Source organism: Streptococcus sp. CL5.50, assembly GCF_049738015.1.
Taxonomy (GTDB): Bacteria; Bacillota; Bacilli; order Lactobacillales; family Streptococcaceae; genus Streptococcus; species Streptococcus mitis_CA.
Window position 1 is genome coordinate 24,938 of the sequence record NZ_JBKOTR010000009.1, and the last position, 14,915, is coordinate 39,852.

Annotated in this window: 15 protein-coding genes and 1 pseudogene; 8 read left to right on the top strand and 8 right to left on the bottom strand. The window is 38.6% G+C overall.

All coding sequences use genetic code 11. The annotated features are described in order from the left end of the window. From ACLNCV_RS07045 to ACLNCV_RS07055, 3 genes and pseudogenes are all read left to right on the top strand, one after another. Positions 1-945, top strand: a complete 945-nt coding sequence (locus ACLNCV_RS07045; RefSeq protein ID WP_004248623.1) for an ABC transporter permease subunit — start codon at positions 1-3, stop codon at positions 943-945. Between the two features lie 103 nt (positions 946-1,048). Beyond that, positions 1,049-2,014 carry a substrate-binding domain-containing protein gene (locus ACLNCV_RS07050; RefSeq protein ID WP_000789622.1) on the top strand — a complete coding sequence of 322 codons (966 nt, stop codon included), beginning with the start codon at positions 1,049-1,051 and terminating at the stop codon, positions 2,012-2,014. Between the two features lie 77 nt (positions 2,015-2,091). Continuing rightward, positions 2,092-2,232, top strand: a pseudogene (locus ACLNCV_RS07055) (8-oxo-dGTP diphosphatase); the annotation flags it as partial. Here the strand turns inward: ACLNCV_RS07055 and ACLNCV_RS07060 are convergent. From ACLNCV_RS07060 to coaB, 5 genes are all read right to left on the bottom strand, one after another. After that, positions 2,229-2,744, bottom strand: coding sequence for a transcription repressor NadR (locus tag ACLNCV_RS07060; RefSeq protein ID WP_173212542.1), 516 nt, complete (start codon positions 2,742-2,744; stop codon positions 2,229-2,231). The pseudogene ACLNCV_RS07055 and the gene ACLNCV_RS07060 sit on opposite strands and share 4 nt — an antisense overlap. 11 nt (positions 2,745-2,755) lie before the next feature. Next, complete coding sequence (locus ACLNCV_RS07065; protein WP_060628206.1) at positions 2,756-3,283, bottom strand: ECF transporter S component; 528 nt, start codon at positions 3,281-3,283, stop codon at positions 2,756-2,758. Between the two features lie 291 nt (positions 3,284-3,574). Then, positions 3,575-4,138: an ECF transporter S component gene (locus ACLNCV_RS07070; protein WP_000747412.1), complete on the bottom strand. Its 564-nt coding sequence runs from the start codon at positions 4,136-4,138 to the stop codon at positions 3,575-3,577. Further along, complete coding sequence (gene coaC, locus ACLNCV_RS07075; protein ID WP_414304965.1) at positions 4,122-4,673, bottom strand: phosphopantothenoylcysteine decarboxylase; 552 nt, start codon at positions 4,671-4,673, stop codon at positions 4,122-4,124. The genes ACLNCV_RS07070 and coaC overlap by 17 nt, the downstream gene beginning before the upstream one ends. A gap of 11 nt (positions 4,674-4,684) precedes the next feature. Next, complete coding sequence (gene coaB, locus ACLNCV_RS07080) at positions 4,685-5,374, bottom strand: phosphopantothenate--cysteine ligase (RefSeq protein WP_261804721.1); 690 nt, start codon at positions 5,372-5,374, stop codon at positions 4,685-4,687. Between the two features lie 136 nt (positions 5,375-5,510). On the opposite strand from coaB, the gene ACLNCV_RS07085 reads away from it, so the two are divergent. From ACLNCV_RS07085 to radC, 5 genes are all read left to right on the top strand, one after another. Beyond that, the gene (locus tag ACLNCV_RS07085) at positions 5,511-6,677 is read left to right on the top strand and encodes a hypothetical protein (RefSeq protein ID WP_261126593.1); all 1,167 of its coding nucleotides are present in this window, start codon (positions 5,511-5,513) and stop codon (positions 6,675-6,677) included. Further along, on the top strand, positions 6,670-8,145 hold the full coding sequence (locus ACLNCV_RS07090) for a hypothetical protein (RefSeq protein ID WP_261126595.1): 1,476 nt from the start codon (positions 6,670-6,672) through the stop codon (positions 8,143-8,145). Before ACLNCV_RS07085 ends, ACLNCV_RS07090 begins: the two co-directional genes overlap by 8 nt. Positions 8,146-8,319: 174 nt before the next feature. Next, on the top strand, positions 8,320-9,990 hold the full coding sequence (locus tag ACLNCV_RS07095; RefSeq protein ID WP_000845297.1) for a formate--tetrahydrofolate ligase: 1,671 nt from the start codon (positions 8,320-8,322) through the stop codon (positions 9,988-9,990). Between the two features lie 267 nt (positions 9,991-10,257). After that, the gene (pcrA, locus tag ACLNCV_RS07100) at positions 10,258-12,549 is read left to right on the top strand and encodes a DNA helicase PcrA (protein WP_261126597.1); all 2,292 of its coding nucleotides are present in this window, start codon (positions 10,258-10,260) and stop codon (positions 12,547-12,549) included. A 42-nt stretch (positions 12,550-12,591) separates the two neighbouring features. Continuing rightward, entirely contained in the window at positions 12,592-13,272 is a 681-nt protein-coding gene (gene radC, locus ACLNCV_RS07105) for a RadC family protein (protein ID WP_261126598.1), read from the top strand. Here radC and ACLNCV_RS07110 read toward each other — a convergent pair. From ACLNCV_RS07110 to ACLNCV_RS07120, 3 genes are all read right to left on the bottom strand, one after another. Further along, the gene (locus tag ACLNCV_RS07110) at positions 13,269-13,958 is read right to left on the bottom strand and encodes a gamma-glutamyl-gamma-aminobutyrate hydrolase family protein (RefSeq protein ID WP_261126600.1); all 690 of its coding nucleotides are present in this window, start codon (positions 13,956-13,958) and stop codon (positions 13,269-13,271) included. The genes radC and ACLNCV_RS07110 overlap by 4 nt on opposite strands. Before the next feature lie 17 nt (positions 13,959-13,975). Next, positions 13,976-14,617, bottom strand: coding sequence for a redox-sensing transcriptional repressor Rex (locus ACLNCV_RS07115; RefSeq protein ID WP_061438969.1), 642 nt, complete (start codon positions 14,615-14,617; stop codon positions 13,976-13,978). An 82-nt stretch (positions 14,618-14,699) separates the two neighbouring features. Next, entirely contained in the window at positions 14,700-14,915 is a 216-nt protein-coding gene (locus ACLNCV_RS07120; protein ID WP_424845037.1) for a DUF4649 family protein, read from the bottom strand.

The following is a 14,915-nucleotide window of genomic DNA, read 5'->3' on the forward strand; positions in this document are numbered from 1 at the left end:
GTGAAAAATACTATGAAGTACATGTCAGAATTGACAACGGTAATAGCATTGATAATTTTAATGGCTGTCATCACTATTATCAATTCAAATTTTTTAACAGCAAATAATCTGTTAAATTTACTATTGCAAGTAACATCAAATGCACTGATTGCTTTTGGAATGACTTTTGTTATTCTAACAGGTGGAATCGATTTATCAGTAGGATCAATTTTAGCCTTATCCAGCGCGCTAACAGCAGGTTTATTAGGATCTGGAATGCCTGTTACGTTAGCAATTCTCATCTCTTTAATTTTGGGTTGCATTCTAGGTATGATGAATGGGTTATTGATTTCCTACGGGAAATTAGCTCCATTTATCGTCACTTTAGCGACTATGACTATTTTTAGGGGAGCAACACTTGTTTATACAAATGGGAATCCTATTACAAAAGGATTAAGTGATACATTCTTATTTCAATTTTTGGGGCAAGGTTACATAGTAGGAATTCCATTTCCTGTAATTATTATGTTTATTGTATTTATTGTTTTATATGTTTTACTTCATAAAACAGCATTTGGTAAATCTGTATATGCTATAGGGGGGAATGAAAAAGCAGCATATATATCAGGTGTGAAATTAAATAAAGTGAAAATTATCATTTATTCAATATCAGGTATTATGGCTTCAATTTCTGGATTAATTATAACATCACGCTTAAGTTCTGCTCAACCAACAGCAGGTGCTAGTTATGAAATGGATGCTATTGCAGCTGTTGTTCTTGGAGGAACCTCTTTATCTGGAGGTAAAGGTCGTATACTTGGGACTCTAATAGGTGCTTTAATTATTGGAGTTTTGAATAATGGACTTAATATTATTGGTGTTTCAGCATTTTGGCAACAAGTAGTAAAAGGAGTTGTAATCTTAATTGCTGTTCTGATTGATCGTTTTAAAGTTGTAAAACAGTAGAATAATTTTCAATTTTTTTGGAAATAGTAACAATTTATTAGATGACGTACAATAATCGGGATTGAAACTATCCCTATAGATATATATTACGAGGAGTAATAACATGAAAAATATTAAAAAAATTAGCATTTTTGCTTTGTTTGTAACATTTATTTTTGCTTTAGTAGCTTGTGGAAAAACTGGTTTAGGAAATTCATCAAATGATAATAAATCTACGACTCAAAAGTCGGCAAAAGAATTAAAATTAGGAGTTTCTATTTCTACTACTAACAATCCTTATTTTGTGGCTATGAAAGATGGCCTTGAAAAAGCTGCAGGGGAAAAAGAAGTAACTTTGAAGATAGCAGATGCACAAGATGATGCTGCTAGACAAGCAGATGATATTCAAAATTTTATTAGTCAAAATGTAGATGCTTTACTAATTAATCCAGTTGATTCTGATGCAATTGTTACATCTATTAAAGCTGCTAATAATGCAAACATTCCGGTAATCTTAATTGACCGCGGTAGTAATGGTGGTGAAGTCTTGACAACTGTTGCTTCTGATAACGTAGAAGCAGGTAAAATGGCTGCAGAATTTATTACCAAGCAATTGGGAGAAAAAGCAAAAACTTTTGAATTATCAGGAGTCCCTGGCGCTTCTGCAACTGTAGATAGAGGTAAAGGATTTGAACAAATTTCAAAGACAAATTTAGATGTTCTTTCTAGTCAATCCGCTAATTTTGATCGCGCAAAAGCTTTGAATACAGCGCAAAATATGATTCAAGGAAACAAAGAAGTACAAGCAATCTTTGCACAGAATGATGAGATGGCGTTAGGAGCTGCACAAGCAGTAAAAGCAGCTGGTCTTAGCAATGTATTAATTGTTGGTATTGATGGTCAACCAGATGCACATGATGCTATTGCAAAAGGTGATATTACTGCCACTATTGCTCAGCAACCAGCTAAGATGGGTGAAATTGCTATTCAATCAGCAATAGATCATTATCAAGGGAAAAAACTGGAAAAAGAAACAGTTTCTCCAATTTATCTTGTGACTAAGGATAATGTTGATCAACATAACTGGTGATATATTTTTAGTAAGCAAGTAGTTGTTAATTTTCATTCAATGTGGTTTTTAAATATCATTGTTACTATTTGAACTATTGGATTCAAAAAGACCAGATTCCAAGCTTGGATCTGGCCTATGATATGTTACCATTGATGGAGATGATGGAAGCTCCGGACAAATCTGAATTTTTCTACCCTCGCTGTACAGAAGACGATTGGGAGAAGAAAATCTTCTAGTCTTTTACTAAATAACCTAGCTGATCCAAGGCCTCCTCGATATAGTGGAGGTCTTGTTGTGTTTCAGCTTCGACTAGGTGGTAATGGATGCCATCTGTCAATTCAGACAGAGGTCTAAAATCAGAATGCTCGACTTGTTCTAGAAAATGTTGCACATCTCTGCGACAAGACAGTTTAAGCAAGGTTTCGATTTCTCCATAAACGGGATGGTCAATCAAGGTATTTTGAACACGTCCACCATTATCAACGATAGCAAGGAGTTCTTGACCGATTTCTTCAACTTCATGTTTCACTTTGAAAAGTTTGTGAACATAAGGATTGGTTTCAATTTGCTTATAGATGTAGCCACGATTGGTGGATAGGATAGGAGCACCATCGGCTCTCAAAATTGCAATGTCCTGTACAATGACCTGGCGTGTAACATGAAAATGTTCAGCTAAACTTTGGCCATTGAGGGCTTTAGGAGTTTCTTTCAAGAGTTGGAGCAGGGCTTGTTTGCGATCTTTTGTCATAGTTCTTCCTTTTAACGGCGTTTGCGAAGCACTTTATAGACAGCTAGTGCTAATGTATAGTCTACCATACTATGGATAATTGTGCCAAATCCAACTAGTACAAATAGAACATAAAACATATTTTCTACATTGGTACCAGAAGTTGCGTAAAAAACGACACAGGCCAATACTTCAGCAAGGGCATGGATAAGCGCTAAAACAAAGTTAAAAATCCAGGAAGATTTTGGTTTATCAAGGGTTTCGGGGAATTTTTGTAGGTAAAGAGCTCCTAGAGTCCCAAAAAAGATATGGGAAAAAGCTCGAAATACGATAACCATAGGATAGCCAGCCATCAAAAATCCAAAACTAGAGGCTATGATGACAAAAATTGCCATCAAGGGCGACAAGAACATAGCGATAAAAATAGCGATGTGGCTCCCCAAAGTGTAAGAAGCAGGTGGAATGACAATCTTAAAGGGCATAACAATTGGAATCAAAATCGCAATAGCCGTTAAGAGGGCAGTCATTGTCATAAATTGTGTCTTTTTCCGTGTATTCATAAGAATCTCCTTTTTAACTGTATATACACTAGTATAGTACTATAAACAAGACAATAAAGCAAGGATTTACTTGGGTTTATAGGTCGTTTTTAAGTTAATAATCTTCGAAAATCTCTTCAAACAATGTCAGCTTCCATTTGCAACCTCAAAACCGTGTTTTGAGGAACCTGCAGCTAGCTTACTAGTTTACTCTTTGATTTTCGTTGAGTATAAATATTGGTAAAGATTTAACTAAAAAGGAACTACTTCAAACAAAATCTCCACCTTCAGGTTTGAAAGTGGAGATTGTTTTTATTTCTTCAAAGTTTGTAGTCTTGGAACAATGGCTAAGGTTAGAACTGCGGAAATGACTAATTCGGCAATCGAATTTGTTGAGATAACAGTTGCTAGGAGTTTTTGGATATTACCATCAAAAACATTTCCAAAAAGGTAGAAAATTCCACCAAGTACAAAGACTGTGTTGGTAAGTGAACCAAGGGCACCAGCTAGAATCAGACCAGTTTTATTTTTCATCAGTTTATAGACTAGATACGGAGTTAAACCAATCAAAATACGTGGAACGATAGCAATGATAGCTGAATAGATGTTTCCGTTTGGGACGAATGGTGAGAAGAGGTAGCTTGTCGGTAGAATTGTAATCGTGTTAACAGTTAAGCTAAGTAGCCCCATCAAAAATCCAAGTGTAACCCCAACGCGTGGACCGTAAATAATGCTGGCAATAATGACAGGAATATGAACGATGGTCGGTTTGATTGGAAATGGAAAAAGGTTAAAGATAAGTGAGCTCAGAAAGTGTATCACGAGCATGGTTGCAAAAAAGATAGCAATGGGTGCAATATTAGAGCGTTTTTTCATCGAGAGTTTCCTTTATTCTTTCTAAAATAATTGTGAGATCAGCTAAAGCTCCTCGTCCGTGGTCTCCACAAGCTAATAGGGATTCCTTAGGAGCAATCAGATGATAGCCGTAGCTTTCTAATGTTTTCAGATTAGCCTGAGTTGCTGGATGGTCATACATTTTTGTATTCATTGCTGGTGCGATGAGTTTGGGAATATGACTTGGCAAGGCTAGAGCCGTACTGGTCACCATATTGTCCGCAAAGCCGTGGGCTAGTTTTGCAATAGTGTTAGCAGTTGCAGGGGCCACGATAAATAAATCTTCTTTTTTTCCAAGTTCGATATGATTGACTTGATCAGGATAGGGTTCCTTCATGACATCTAAGTGGACAGGATTCTGAGAGAGTACCTGTAGTGTCAAAGGTTGAATAAACTCTGTAGCAGCCTGGGTCATTAAAACAGTAACTTGATGGCCTTGTTTTTTTAGAGAACTGACTAAATCTGCCGACTTGTAAGAGGCAATTGAGCCCGTTACAGCCAAGAGAATGTTTGCCATAGCTTTCCTTTCTAAGAATGATAGGCTTGAATTTTTTCAAGGAGGAGTTTTGCAATTTCTTCTTTAGTGTTAACCGTTTGAAGATAATCTTTCTCAACAAAGATTGCACGATGCTGGTTTGCTGAGATTTGAGTCAGGTCATTTGCGATAATCAAGTCTGCTTGGTTCTTGATAAGACTTTTTCTGGCAATCTCGATGAGATAATCCTCAGAGACATCAACCAGCAGTTTGAAACCAATCAGATGAATAGCAGGATTCCACTCCTTGACTAGAGAGATGATTTTGGGTGTCTTTTTTAGGAACAAAACCTGAACCTCGTCAGTTGAAGAAATCTTAGCTTGATGATTCTGCTTGCTTAAAAATTCTTCTAGATTGGAGCTAGATTGAACTTCCTCAAACCCTGTCATATAAACAGGAGTGTAATCGGACACAGCCATTGAGTGAATCAAGACCTGATAGTCCTTGACACGTTCTTGCATTTCAAGGAGAAGGTCCTTGGTATTGTTAATTTCTCGAATGCTTAGGTTGGGATGGGCTTCTGGCTTCAGAGCTCGTTTTGTTGTTATCAAACAAACTTCATGCCCTGCAGCAAGCAAGGTTTCTGTGATGATTTTCCCCAAGCGTCCTGTAGAATGGTTAGTGATAGAACGGACGCTATCGATAGCTTCACTGGTACCGCCCGATGTAACTAAAATTTTCATAGCACTATTGTACACAAAAATAAACGGTAAGTAAAATGAAAGTGATAAAAATTAAGTAAATTAATATATGGTCGATTTTGACAATCTCTCCTGTTTATAGGATAATAGAAATATATACAATAAAGGAGAATGCTGAATGAATTTTTTTAAATTTGCTGACAATTTTGCAAAAGAAGCTAGTAAGGTATTGAATGATGCTGGATCCGCTACCAGTAAAGTATTAAATGAAGCAGGTAAATATACTGGAGAAGCTATTACAGAGTCTGTAAAAGTTATAGAAGATGTTTCAAGTCAGGTTGGCGATGTTATCACAGATGTTTCTGAAAAAGCTATTGGGGTAGCTAGTGATGTGGTAGAACATGTAACTAAAGCTTCATCGGAAACTTTTAATGAAGCAGGTAAAATAGCGAATAATACGAAAGAACAAATTGATGCTGTTGACCTCTTTAATTCTAAACTTAGACAAGAAGCTGTCGAGGGATATAAAGAATCTATAAGATTGTATAACGATGAAGCTGATAATTTGGCTAATAAATCAACAGAACTCTATCAGGTTAGGGAAAAAGCGGTCAAAGTTGTAAAAATTATTGAAGAAAGAATTAGTAAGCTAGCAAATAAGCCAAAAGAGTTTGAAACAAAATTAGAAGAAATTGATGTTGAAATTCAGAATTTTGAAGATAAGCAAATTGCTATTTCACAGTCAATTAAGGAAGCTGAATTAGCAAGTGGTAGTACTGCAGCTACAGCTTCTTTAAGTGCTTTAGGAGTCACAGTTGCAACTTTAGGTCCTACTGCGGCTATGGGAGTCGCAACTACTTTTGGTGTCGCATCAACAGGAACTGCTATTTCTACTCTTTCAGGTGCAGCTGCAGAAAGTGCAGCAATAGCTTGGTTAGGTGGTGGAAGTGTAGCAGCTGGTGGAGGTGGAGTGGCAGCGGGAAAGGCATTTTTAGCATTGGCTGGTCCCGTTGGTTGGGGAATTGCAGGAGTTATGTTGACCGCTTCTGTAGGCGCTGGTGTTGTAGCTAATAGGAAAAATGAAGAAGTTGCAAAAGAGGCTATAGAGGAACAGAAAAAGGTAGAATTGTTGGCTCGACAACTTAAAGAAAAAGTATTAGAAGTTACGGAATTAATAGAACTAACAGAAAAACAAACAGAAGGAATTTATTTAGCCAATTTATCTTTAACTGGAATGGACTATAGCTTATTTACTGAAGATGAAAAATATCAAGCAGGTGCTTTAGTGAATTCAACTCTATCATTGACTGCTATGGTAAATAAGGAAATTAGAATAAATGAGTAATCAGATTTTTAATCAGGCTTTTAATCAAGGTATTGGTGCATATGTCAATTGTTTAAATCATTTAAGGATTCAAGACTTACAAATTGCTATGAAAATCATAGAGGATGAAGCACGCAAAGTCATCTTAAACAAGGACAAAGCCTCAAAAATTTTAAACAAAATGAGAGACAATATTGAAGACGTTATTCTAAAGAAGCGTGGAGGAGATTATGGTGGTCACGGCTTCATCGCTGAATTTGCAGAAGCAGGGATTGTAAATGCGAGGAGAGCCATGGAAGGGTTAAATCCTATTGTCAAAGTATTGAATGACAATGGACCAGCCGATTTATTAATTGGTAGAAATACCATTCAAATGAAGTTTTATGGTAATTTACGTGACGAACTAGCTCAATCGTTTCATTACAGTTCAAAAATGAAAATGATGTTTCCAAAAGATCACGTTCAAGTATTTGAAAAAATAATGGCGGGAGCAAAAGAAGTTGAATTGAATGGCAAGAGATTATCCATTAAACAAATTACGGATATACGCCAAATGATTAATGATATCACTGAAAGCAAGGGACTTACTTCGTACAAATCTTGGATGAAATCCTCTGCTCTAGATTATAAAGACGCTCAAAAAAATTCAATTCATTCTCTTTTAGATTCCGAAGAGAAGAATATTCGTAAAACAGTCAGACTAAAACAACAAGAATTAAATAAAAAAAGATTAGTGGCCCAAAAACATGCATTACCAAATTTAAAAGAAGCTAACAAGGTTGCAAGAAACGCAGCTTTTTTACAAGGTGGTTTAGCATTAATGTCGACTGTGTATGGAAAATACAAAGAAGGAAAAAGTATCTTTGAATTCGAACAATCAGATTGGTTAGATTGTGGATTGGACACAGCTGAAGGAGTTGTAAAGGGGGCAATATCTGGTTATTCCATTTACGGATTAACAAATATTTTGGGTATTAGCGCTCCAAATGCCAGTGCTTTAGTAATGGCTACTTATGGGATGATAGATGTTGTTTTGAGATTCAGATCTTCCGAAATAACTCAAGATGAACTTATGAATCTGTTGACATTAAATGTAATAGATGCTTCCTTTGCTACAATTGGTGCTTGTATTGGTCAAGCAATGATTCCTATACCAGTTCTAGGTTCTGTAGTAGGTTCAATAGCCAGCTCAATCATTTGGGAAATAGGGAAGGGAATATTAAATGATAGCGAACAAAAAATCATTCAAGACTACCAGGAAAATCTGAATAATTATATAAAAATATTAGATAAGCATTATCTTGCTATTTATAATGAAATCATAGAAAAATATAAAAAACTGGGTGAATTACAAGATTACTCGTTTGATTTATCGTTAAACACTAAACTTAGTTTTGAATATTCTATTGAGTTGGCAGAAAAATTAGAAATTGAAAACACAAGAATTTTACATAATTTATCTGAAATTGACAGCTATTTTCTTGACTAAATTATTTTTTCATTATTCTATAGTTTCAAACTATATAGCCATATAAAAATTAAGAAAGGGCTCTAAAAACCTTAAAAACAGGGATATTTACGAACGTTTAGAGAGTTTTAGGATGTTAAAAATCTTGTTTTGTGTTATAATGAGTTATCATATAAGAGGTTAGAGGAGTTTTGAATGAAAACAGATATTGAAATCGCACAGAGTATTGAGTTGAAGCCAATTGTTGATGTTGTAGAGAAACTTGGTATTTCTTACGACGATTTGGAGTTGTATGGAAAGTACAAGGCTAAACTCAGCTTTGATAAAATTCGTTCAGTTGAGAGCAATCCAGTTGGGAAATTGATCTTGGTTACTGCCATCAACCCAACACCTGCAGGTGAAGGAAAATCAACCATTACCATTGGTCTTGCGGATGCCTTGAACAAGATTGGCAAGAAAACCATGATTGCTATCCGCGAACCATCTCTTGGTCCAGTAATGGGGATTAAGGGTGGTGCTGCTGGTGGTGGTTACGCCCAAGTGCTGCCAATGGAAGACATCAACCTCCACTTTACGGGGGACATGCATGCCATTACGACTGCCAACAATGCTCTTTCTGCCTTGATTGACAACCATTTGCACCAAGGCAATGAGCTAGGAATTGACCAACGTCGTATCCTTTGGAAACGTGTTGTGGACTTGAACGACCGTGCACTTCGTCATGTTACAGTTGGGCTTGGTGGTCCTCTAAACGGAATTCCACGTGAGGATGGCTTTGATATTACCGTTGCTTCAGAGATAATGGCCATTCTTTGCTTGGCTACGGATATCGAGGACTTGAAACGCCGTTTGGCTAATATCGTTATCGGTTATCGTTACGACCGTACACCTGTTTCTGTAGGTGATTTGCAGGTTGAAGGTGCCTTGGCTTTGATTTTGAAGGATGCTATTAAGCCAAACTTGGTGCAGACAATTTACGGTACACCTGCCTTCGTACATGGTGGTCCATTTGCCAATATTGCTCATGGATGTAACTCTGTCTTGGCAACAAGCACAGCCCTTCACTTGGCTGATTACACAGTTACTGAAGCTGGTTTTGGTGCAGACCTTGGTGCCGAGAAATTCCTTGATATTAAGACACCAAACTTGCCAACTTCTCCAGATGCAGTAGTTATTGTAGCAACCCTTCGTGCCCTTAAGATGAATGGTGGCGTGGCTAAAGACGCTTTGACAGAGGAAAACGTAGAAGCAGTGCGTGCAGGTTTTGCCAACTTGAAACGCCACGTTGAAAATATCCGTAAATTTGGAGTACCTGCAGTTGTAGCAATCAATGAATTTGTTTCTGATACAGAAGCTGAAATTGCAGCCTTAAAAGAACTTTGTGCCTCAATCGATGTACCAGTTGAATTGGCTAGTGTCTGGGCTGATGGTGCAGAAGGTGGAGTAGCACTTGCCGAAACAGTTGTTAAGACTATCGCTGAAAACCCATCTAACTATAAACGTTTGTATGACAATGACCTTTCTGTCCAAGAAAAGATTGAAAAGATTGTTACTGAAATCTACCGTGGTAGCAAAGTAAACTTTGAGAAGAAAGCTCAAACACAAATTGCTCAAATCGTTCAAAACGGTTGGGACAAATTGCCAATTTGTATGGCTAAGACCCAGTATAGCTTCTCAGACAATCCAAATGCACTTGGAGCACCTGAAAACTTTGAAATTACCATTCGTGAATTGGTACCAAAATTAGGTGCAGGCTTCATCGTAGCCCTAACTGGCGATGTGATGACCATGCCTGGACTTCCAAAACGACCAGCAGCTCTCAATATGGATGTTGAAAGTGACGGAACTGTCCTAGGCTTGTTCTAGTATATTGAAATTGACTTTATACTCTTCGAAAATCAAATTCAAACCACGTCAGCTTCACCTTGCCGTACTCAAGTACAGCCTGCGGCTAGCTTCCTAGTTTGCACTTCGATTTTCATTGAGTAAAAAATGAGTTTGGAAATAATATCCAAGCTCATTTTTTATCTAGTTATAAGAAGTTGCCTTCTAGACGTAACCAGTCTAGGTAAAGATATTTTCCCTGAATTCTGATATAATAGAAATATTGACTTCAAGAGTAAGGAAGAGAAGATGAACGCATTATTAAATGGAATGAATGACCGTCAGGCTGAGGCGGTGCAAACGACAGAAGGGCCCTTGTTGATTATGGCAGGGGCTGGTTCTGGAAAGACTCGTGTTTTGACCCACCGTATTGCTTATCTGATTGATGAAAAGTTAGTCAATCCGTGGAATATCTTGGCCATTACCTTTACTAACAAGGCTGCGCGAGAGATGAAAGAGCGTGCTTATAGCCTCAATCCAGCCACTCAGGACTGTCTGATTGCGACCTTCCACTCCATGTGTGTTCGTATTTTGCGTCGCGATGCGGACCATATTGGCTACAACCGCAATTTCACTATTGTAGATCCTGGTGAACAGCGAACGCTCATGAAACGTATTCTCAAACAGTTGAACTTGGATCCTAAAAAATGGAATGAACGAACTATTTTGGGGACCATTTCCAATGCTAAGAATGATTTGATTGATGATGTGGCTTATGCTGCTCAAGCTGGAGATATGTACACGCAAATTGTGGCCCAGTGTTATACAGCCTATCAGAAAGAACTGCGTCAGTCGGAGTCGGTTGACTTTGATGATTTGATTATGCTGACCTTGCGTCTCTTTGATCAAAATCCTGATGTCTTGACCTACTACCAGCAGAAATTTCAGTACATCCATGTTGATGAGTACCAAGATACCAACCATGCTCAGTACCAATTGGTCAAACTCTTGGCTTCCCGTTTTAAAAATATCTGTGTGGTTGGGGATGCGGACCAGTCTATCTACGGTTGGCGTGGTGCTGATATGCAGAATATTTTGGATTTTGAGAAAGATTATCCCCAAGCCAAGGTTGTTTTGTTGGAGGAGAATTACCGTTCCACTAAAAAAATTCTCCAAGCGGCCAACGAGGTCATTAAAAACAATAAAAATCGCCGTCCTAAGAATCTCTGGACTCAAAACGCTGATGGAGAACAAATCGTTTACTATCGTGCCAATGATGAGCTAGATGAGGCTGTATTTGTAGCCAGAACTATCGATGAACTTAGTCGCAGTCAAAACTTCCTTCACAAGGATTTTGCAGTTCTCTATCGGACTAATGCGCAGTCCCGTACTATTGAAGAAGCCCTGCTCAAGTCAAATATCCCTTATACCATGGTTGGGGGAACCAAGTTCTACAGCCGTAAGGAAATCCGAGATATTATCGCTTACCTCAATCTTATTGCCAATTTGAGTGACAATATCAGTTTTGAGCGTATTATCAACGAGCCTAAACGTGGAATTGGACCAGGTACAGTTGAGAAAATCCGTGACTTTGCGAATATGCAAGATATGTCCATGCTAGATGCTTCAGCTAATATCATGTTATCTGGAATCAAGGGTAAAGCAGCCCAGTCTATCTGGGATTTTGCCAATATGATTCTAGATTTACGAGAGCAGCTAGATCAATTAACTATTACAGAGTTGGTTGAGGCTGTTTTAGAAAAAACAGGTTACGTCGATATTCTAAATGCTCAAGCGACCTTAGAAAGCAAGGCTAGGGTTGAAAATATCGAGGAGTTCCTTTCTGTAACGAAAAACTTTGATGACACCTCTGATGGGCCAGAAGAGGAAACTGGTCTGGACAAGCTGAGTCGTTTCTTAAATGACTTGGCCTTGATTGCGGACACAGATTCAGGTAGTCAGGAGACATCAGAAGTGACCCTGATGACCCTGCATGCTGCCAAAGGTCTCGAGTTTCCAGTTGTCTTTTTGATTGGGATGGAAGAAAATGTCTTCCCGCTTAGCCGTGCGGCTGAAGATCAAGATGAACTAGAAGAAGAACGCCGTCTGGCCTATGTAGGAATTACCCGTGCAGAGAAAATTCTCTATCTGGCCAATGCCAACTCGCGCTTGCTTTTCGGTCGTACCAACTACAACCGTCCGACTCGTTTTATTAATGAAATCAGTTCAGACTTGCTTGAGTATCAAGGATTGGCTCGTCCAGCAAATTCAAGCTTTAAAGCATCATATAGCAGTGGTGGCCTTACCTTTGGTCAAGGTATGAGTTTGGCTCAAGCTCTTCAAGACCGTAAACGCAGTGCTGCTCCAAAATCTATCCAGTCAAGCGGTCTCCCATTTGGTCAATTTACAGCTGGCACAAAATCAGCTTCTAGCGAGACAAATTGGTCCATTGGTGACATTGCCCTCCACAAGAAGTGGGGAGAGGGAACTGTTCTGGAAGTTTCAGGTAATGGAGCTACTCAGGAATTAAAAATCAATTTCCCAGAAGTAGGTTTGAAAAAACTTTTGGCTAGTGTAGCCCCAATTGAGAAAAAAATCTAATTTTCCATCCTTCTCACGAATAATAAAGTGAGGAGGATTTTTATGTATAGTATTTCATTCCAAGAAGATTCATTATTGCCAAGAGAGAGATTGGCCCAAGAAGGAGTGGAAGCGCTCAGTAACCAAGAGTTGCTAGCTATTTTACTCAGGACAGGAACACGTCAAGCTAGCGTTTTTGAAATAGCCCAGAAAGTCTTGAGCAATCTTTCAAGCCTAACGGATTTGAAAAAAATGACCCTGCAGGAATTGCAGAGTCTGTCTGGTATCGGGCGAGTTAAGGCAATAGAGTTGCAAGCCATGATTGAACTGGGGCATCGTATTCACAAACATGAGACTCTTGAGATGGAAAGTATTCTCAGTAGCCAAAAGCTTGCCAAGAAGATGCAACAGGAGTTGGGACATAAAAAACAAGAGCACCTGGTGGCGCTCTATCTCAATACTCAAAATCAAATCATCCATCAACAGACCATTTTTATCGGCTCAGCTACTCGTAGTATTGCTGAACCACGTGAGATTCTTCACTATGCTATCAAGCATATGGCGACTTCACTCATCTTGGTTCACAATCATCCTTCAGGAGCGGTAGCCCCAAGCCGAAATGATGATCATGTGACTAAACTTGTAAAAGAAGCTTGCGACCTGATAGGAATTGTCCTCTTGGACCATTTGATTGTCTCTCACTCCAGTTATTTTAGTTACCGTGAAAAGACAGATTTAATCTAAAGTTCATTAACGACATAGTCAAAGAGGTTTTTATCTTTGGGACGATTTTCAAATAGAAATTCTGGATGCCACTGGACACCGAGAAAGGCGACATCATCTGTACTCATGACAGCTTCAATGATACCATCCTTAGGATCATGAGCCGCAACTTTTAAATTTGGTGCTAAATCCTTGATACTCTGGTGGTGGAAGGAGTTGATATGGGAGATTTCTCCATAGATTTCTCGAAGAACAGTATCTGGTTCTGTTACCAAACGTTGTGTTGTGTACTCGGCAGAACAATCCTGCCAGTGGTCTTCGATATCTTGATACAGCGTTCCACCCATGGCAACATTAAAGAGTTGAGTCCCACGGCAGACAGAAAAAACTGGCTTTTTCTGTTTGATAGCTTCCTTGATGAGGGCTAGTTCGAATATGTCTCTTTGAAGGTGGTAGTCGTCGCTATCAATGGTTTTTGCTTCACCATAGAATTTTGGATCAACATTTTGCCCACCTGTCAAGATGAGCTTGTCAATCATACTGATATAGTGGCTAGCCATTTCTTGATCACCAATCGGTAGGATGATGGGAATCCCTCCAGCGTCTTTAACGCCTTCCACAAAGCCTTTTGCTGCGTAGCTCATCATGATGTCATCATCTGGATGAGTTTTTTCGTTTCCTGTAATCCCAATAACTGGTTTTTTCATAAAATGATTTTCGCTTTCTAATCCTCTTTTCGCATGAAATAGAGGAGGGTTTGGAGTTCACTTGTCAGATCGACATATTGAACGACCACGTCTTTTGGCAAATGCAGATGGACTGGTGAAAAACTGAGAATCCCTTTCACGCCAGCATCCACCAAGAGATTGGCAACCTCTTGGGATTTAACGCTAGGAACAGTCAGGATAGCAGTCTTCACATCAGCATCCTGAATTTTATCCTTGATTTGAGAAATTCCGTAAATAGGAATCCCGTCGGGAGTTTGGGTACCAACTTCAGGATGATCATCTAGGTCAAAGGCCATGATAATCTTCATCTTGTTACGCTCATGGAAGCGGTAGTGGAGAAGGGCATGGCCCATATTTCCAATACCTACTAGCATGACATTGGTAATAGAGTTATCATTGAGCAAGTCGGCAAAAAACGTCATCAGTTTTTTTACATCATAGCCAAAACCACGGCGACCAAGTTCACCAAAATAGGAAAAATCACGACGTACGGTCGCTGAGTCAATACCGATGGCTTCTGCAATTTGCTTAGAGTTGGCACGTTCAATCTTTTCTGCATGAAATCTCTTAAAAATTCGATAGTAGAGAGAGAGTCTTTTCGCTGTTGCTTTTGGAATAGCAGACTGTTTATCTTTCACAAAATCACAACCTTTCTATTCTTCTATTTTATAGAAACATTGTGAAAAAATCAACAAAAATAAGAAAAAACTAAGAAAAATCTTAGTTTTGATGTAAAAAATCTGCATGTGATAGAAATCGGTAGAGGTCTCCGACCAGACCGTGATAAACTTTCTGGCCATTAAAAGTCAGAGAAGTCACATAAAGTGTATCTGGTAGGGTCACACATCCTGACAGAGCCAGCATGAGAGCTTCATAATCCTCATACTTGAGTGTACGCTCTACATGATAGTTGTCCTTATAGGTCAGTTCAAACAT

Coding starts and splice junctions, on each gene's coding strand:
- ACLNCV_RS07050 (WP_000789622.1), top strand. CDS start 1,049: ATGAAAAATATTAAAAAAATTAGCATTTTTGCTTTGTTTGTAACATTT.
- ACLNCV_RS07060 (WP_173212542.1), bottom strand. CDS start 2,744: ATGACAAAAGATCGCAAACAAGCCCTGCTCCAACTCTTGAAAGAAACT.
- ACLNCV_RS07065 (WP_060628206.1), bottom strand. CDS start 3,283: ATGAATACACGGAAAAAGACACAATTTATGACAATGACTGCCCTCTTA.
- ACLNCV_RS07070 (WP_000747412.1), bottom strand. CDS start 4,138: ATGAAAAAACGCTCTAATATTGCACCCATTGCTATCTTTTTTGCAACC.
- coaC (WP_414304965.1), bottom strand. CDS start 4,673: ATGGCAAACATTCTCTTGGCTGTAACGGGCTCAATTGCCTCTTACAAG.
- coaB (WP_261804721.1), bottom strand. CDS start 5,374: ATGAAAATTTTAGTTACATCGGGCGGTACCAGTGAAGCTATCGATAGC.
- ACLNCV_RS07085 (WP_261126593.1), top strand. CDS start 5,511: ATGAATTTTTTTAAATTTGCTGACAATTTTGCAAAAGAAGCTAGTAAG.
- ACLNCV_RS07090 (WP_261126595.1), top strand. CDS start 6,670: ATGAGTAATCAGATTTTTAATCAGGCTTTTAATCAAGGTATTGGTGCA.
- ACLNCV_RS07095 (WP_000845297.1), top strand. CDS start 8,320: ATGAAAACAGATATTGAAATCGCACAGAGTATTGAGTTGAAGCCAATT.
- pcrA (WP_261126597.1), top strand. CDS start 10,258: ATGAACGCATTATTAAATGGAATGAATGACCGTCAGGCTGAGGCGGTG.
- radC (WP_261126598.1), top strand. CDS start 12,592: ATGTATAGTATTTCATTCCAAGAAGATTCATTATTGCCAAGAGAGAGA.
- ACLNCV_RS07110 (WP_261126600.1), bottom strand. CDS start 13,958: ATGAAAAAACCAGTTATTGGGATTACAGGAAACGAAAAAACTCATCCA.
- ACLNCV_RS07120 (WP_424845037.1), bottom strand. CDS start 14,915: ATGTTTGAACTGACCTATAAGGACAACTATCATGTAGAGCGTACACTC.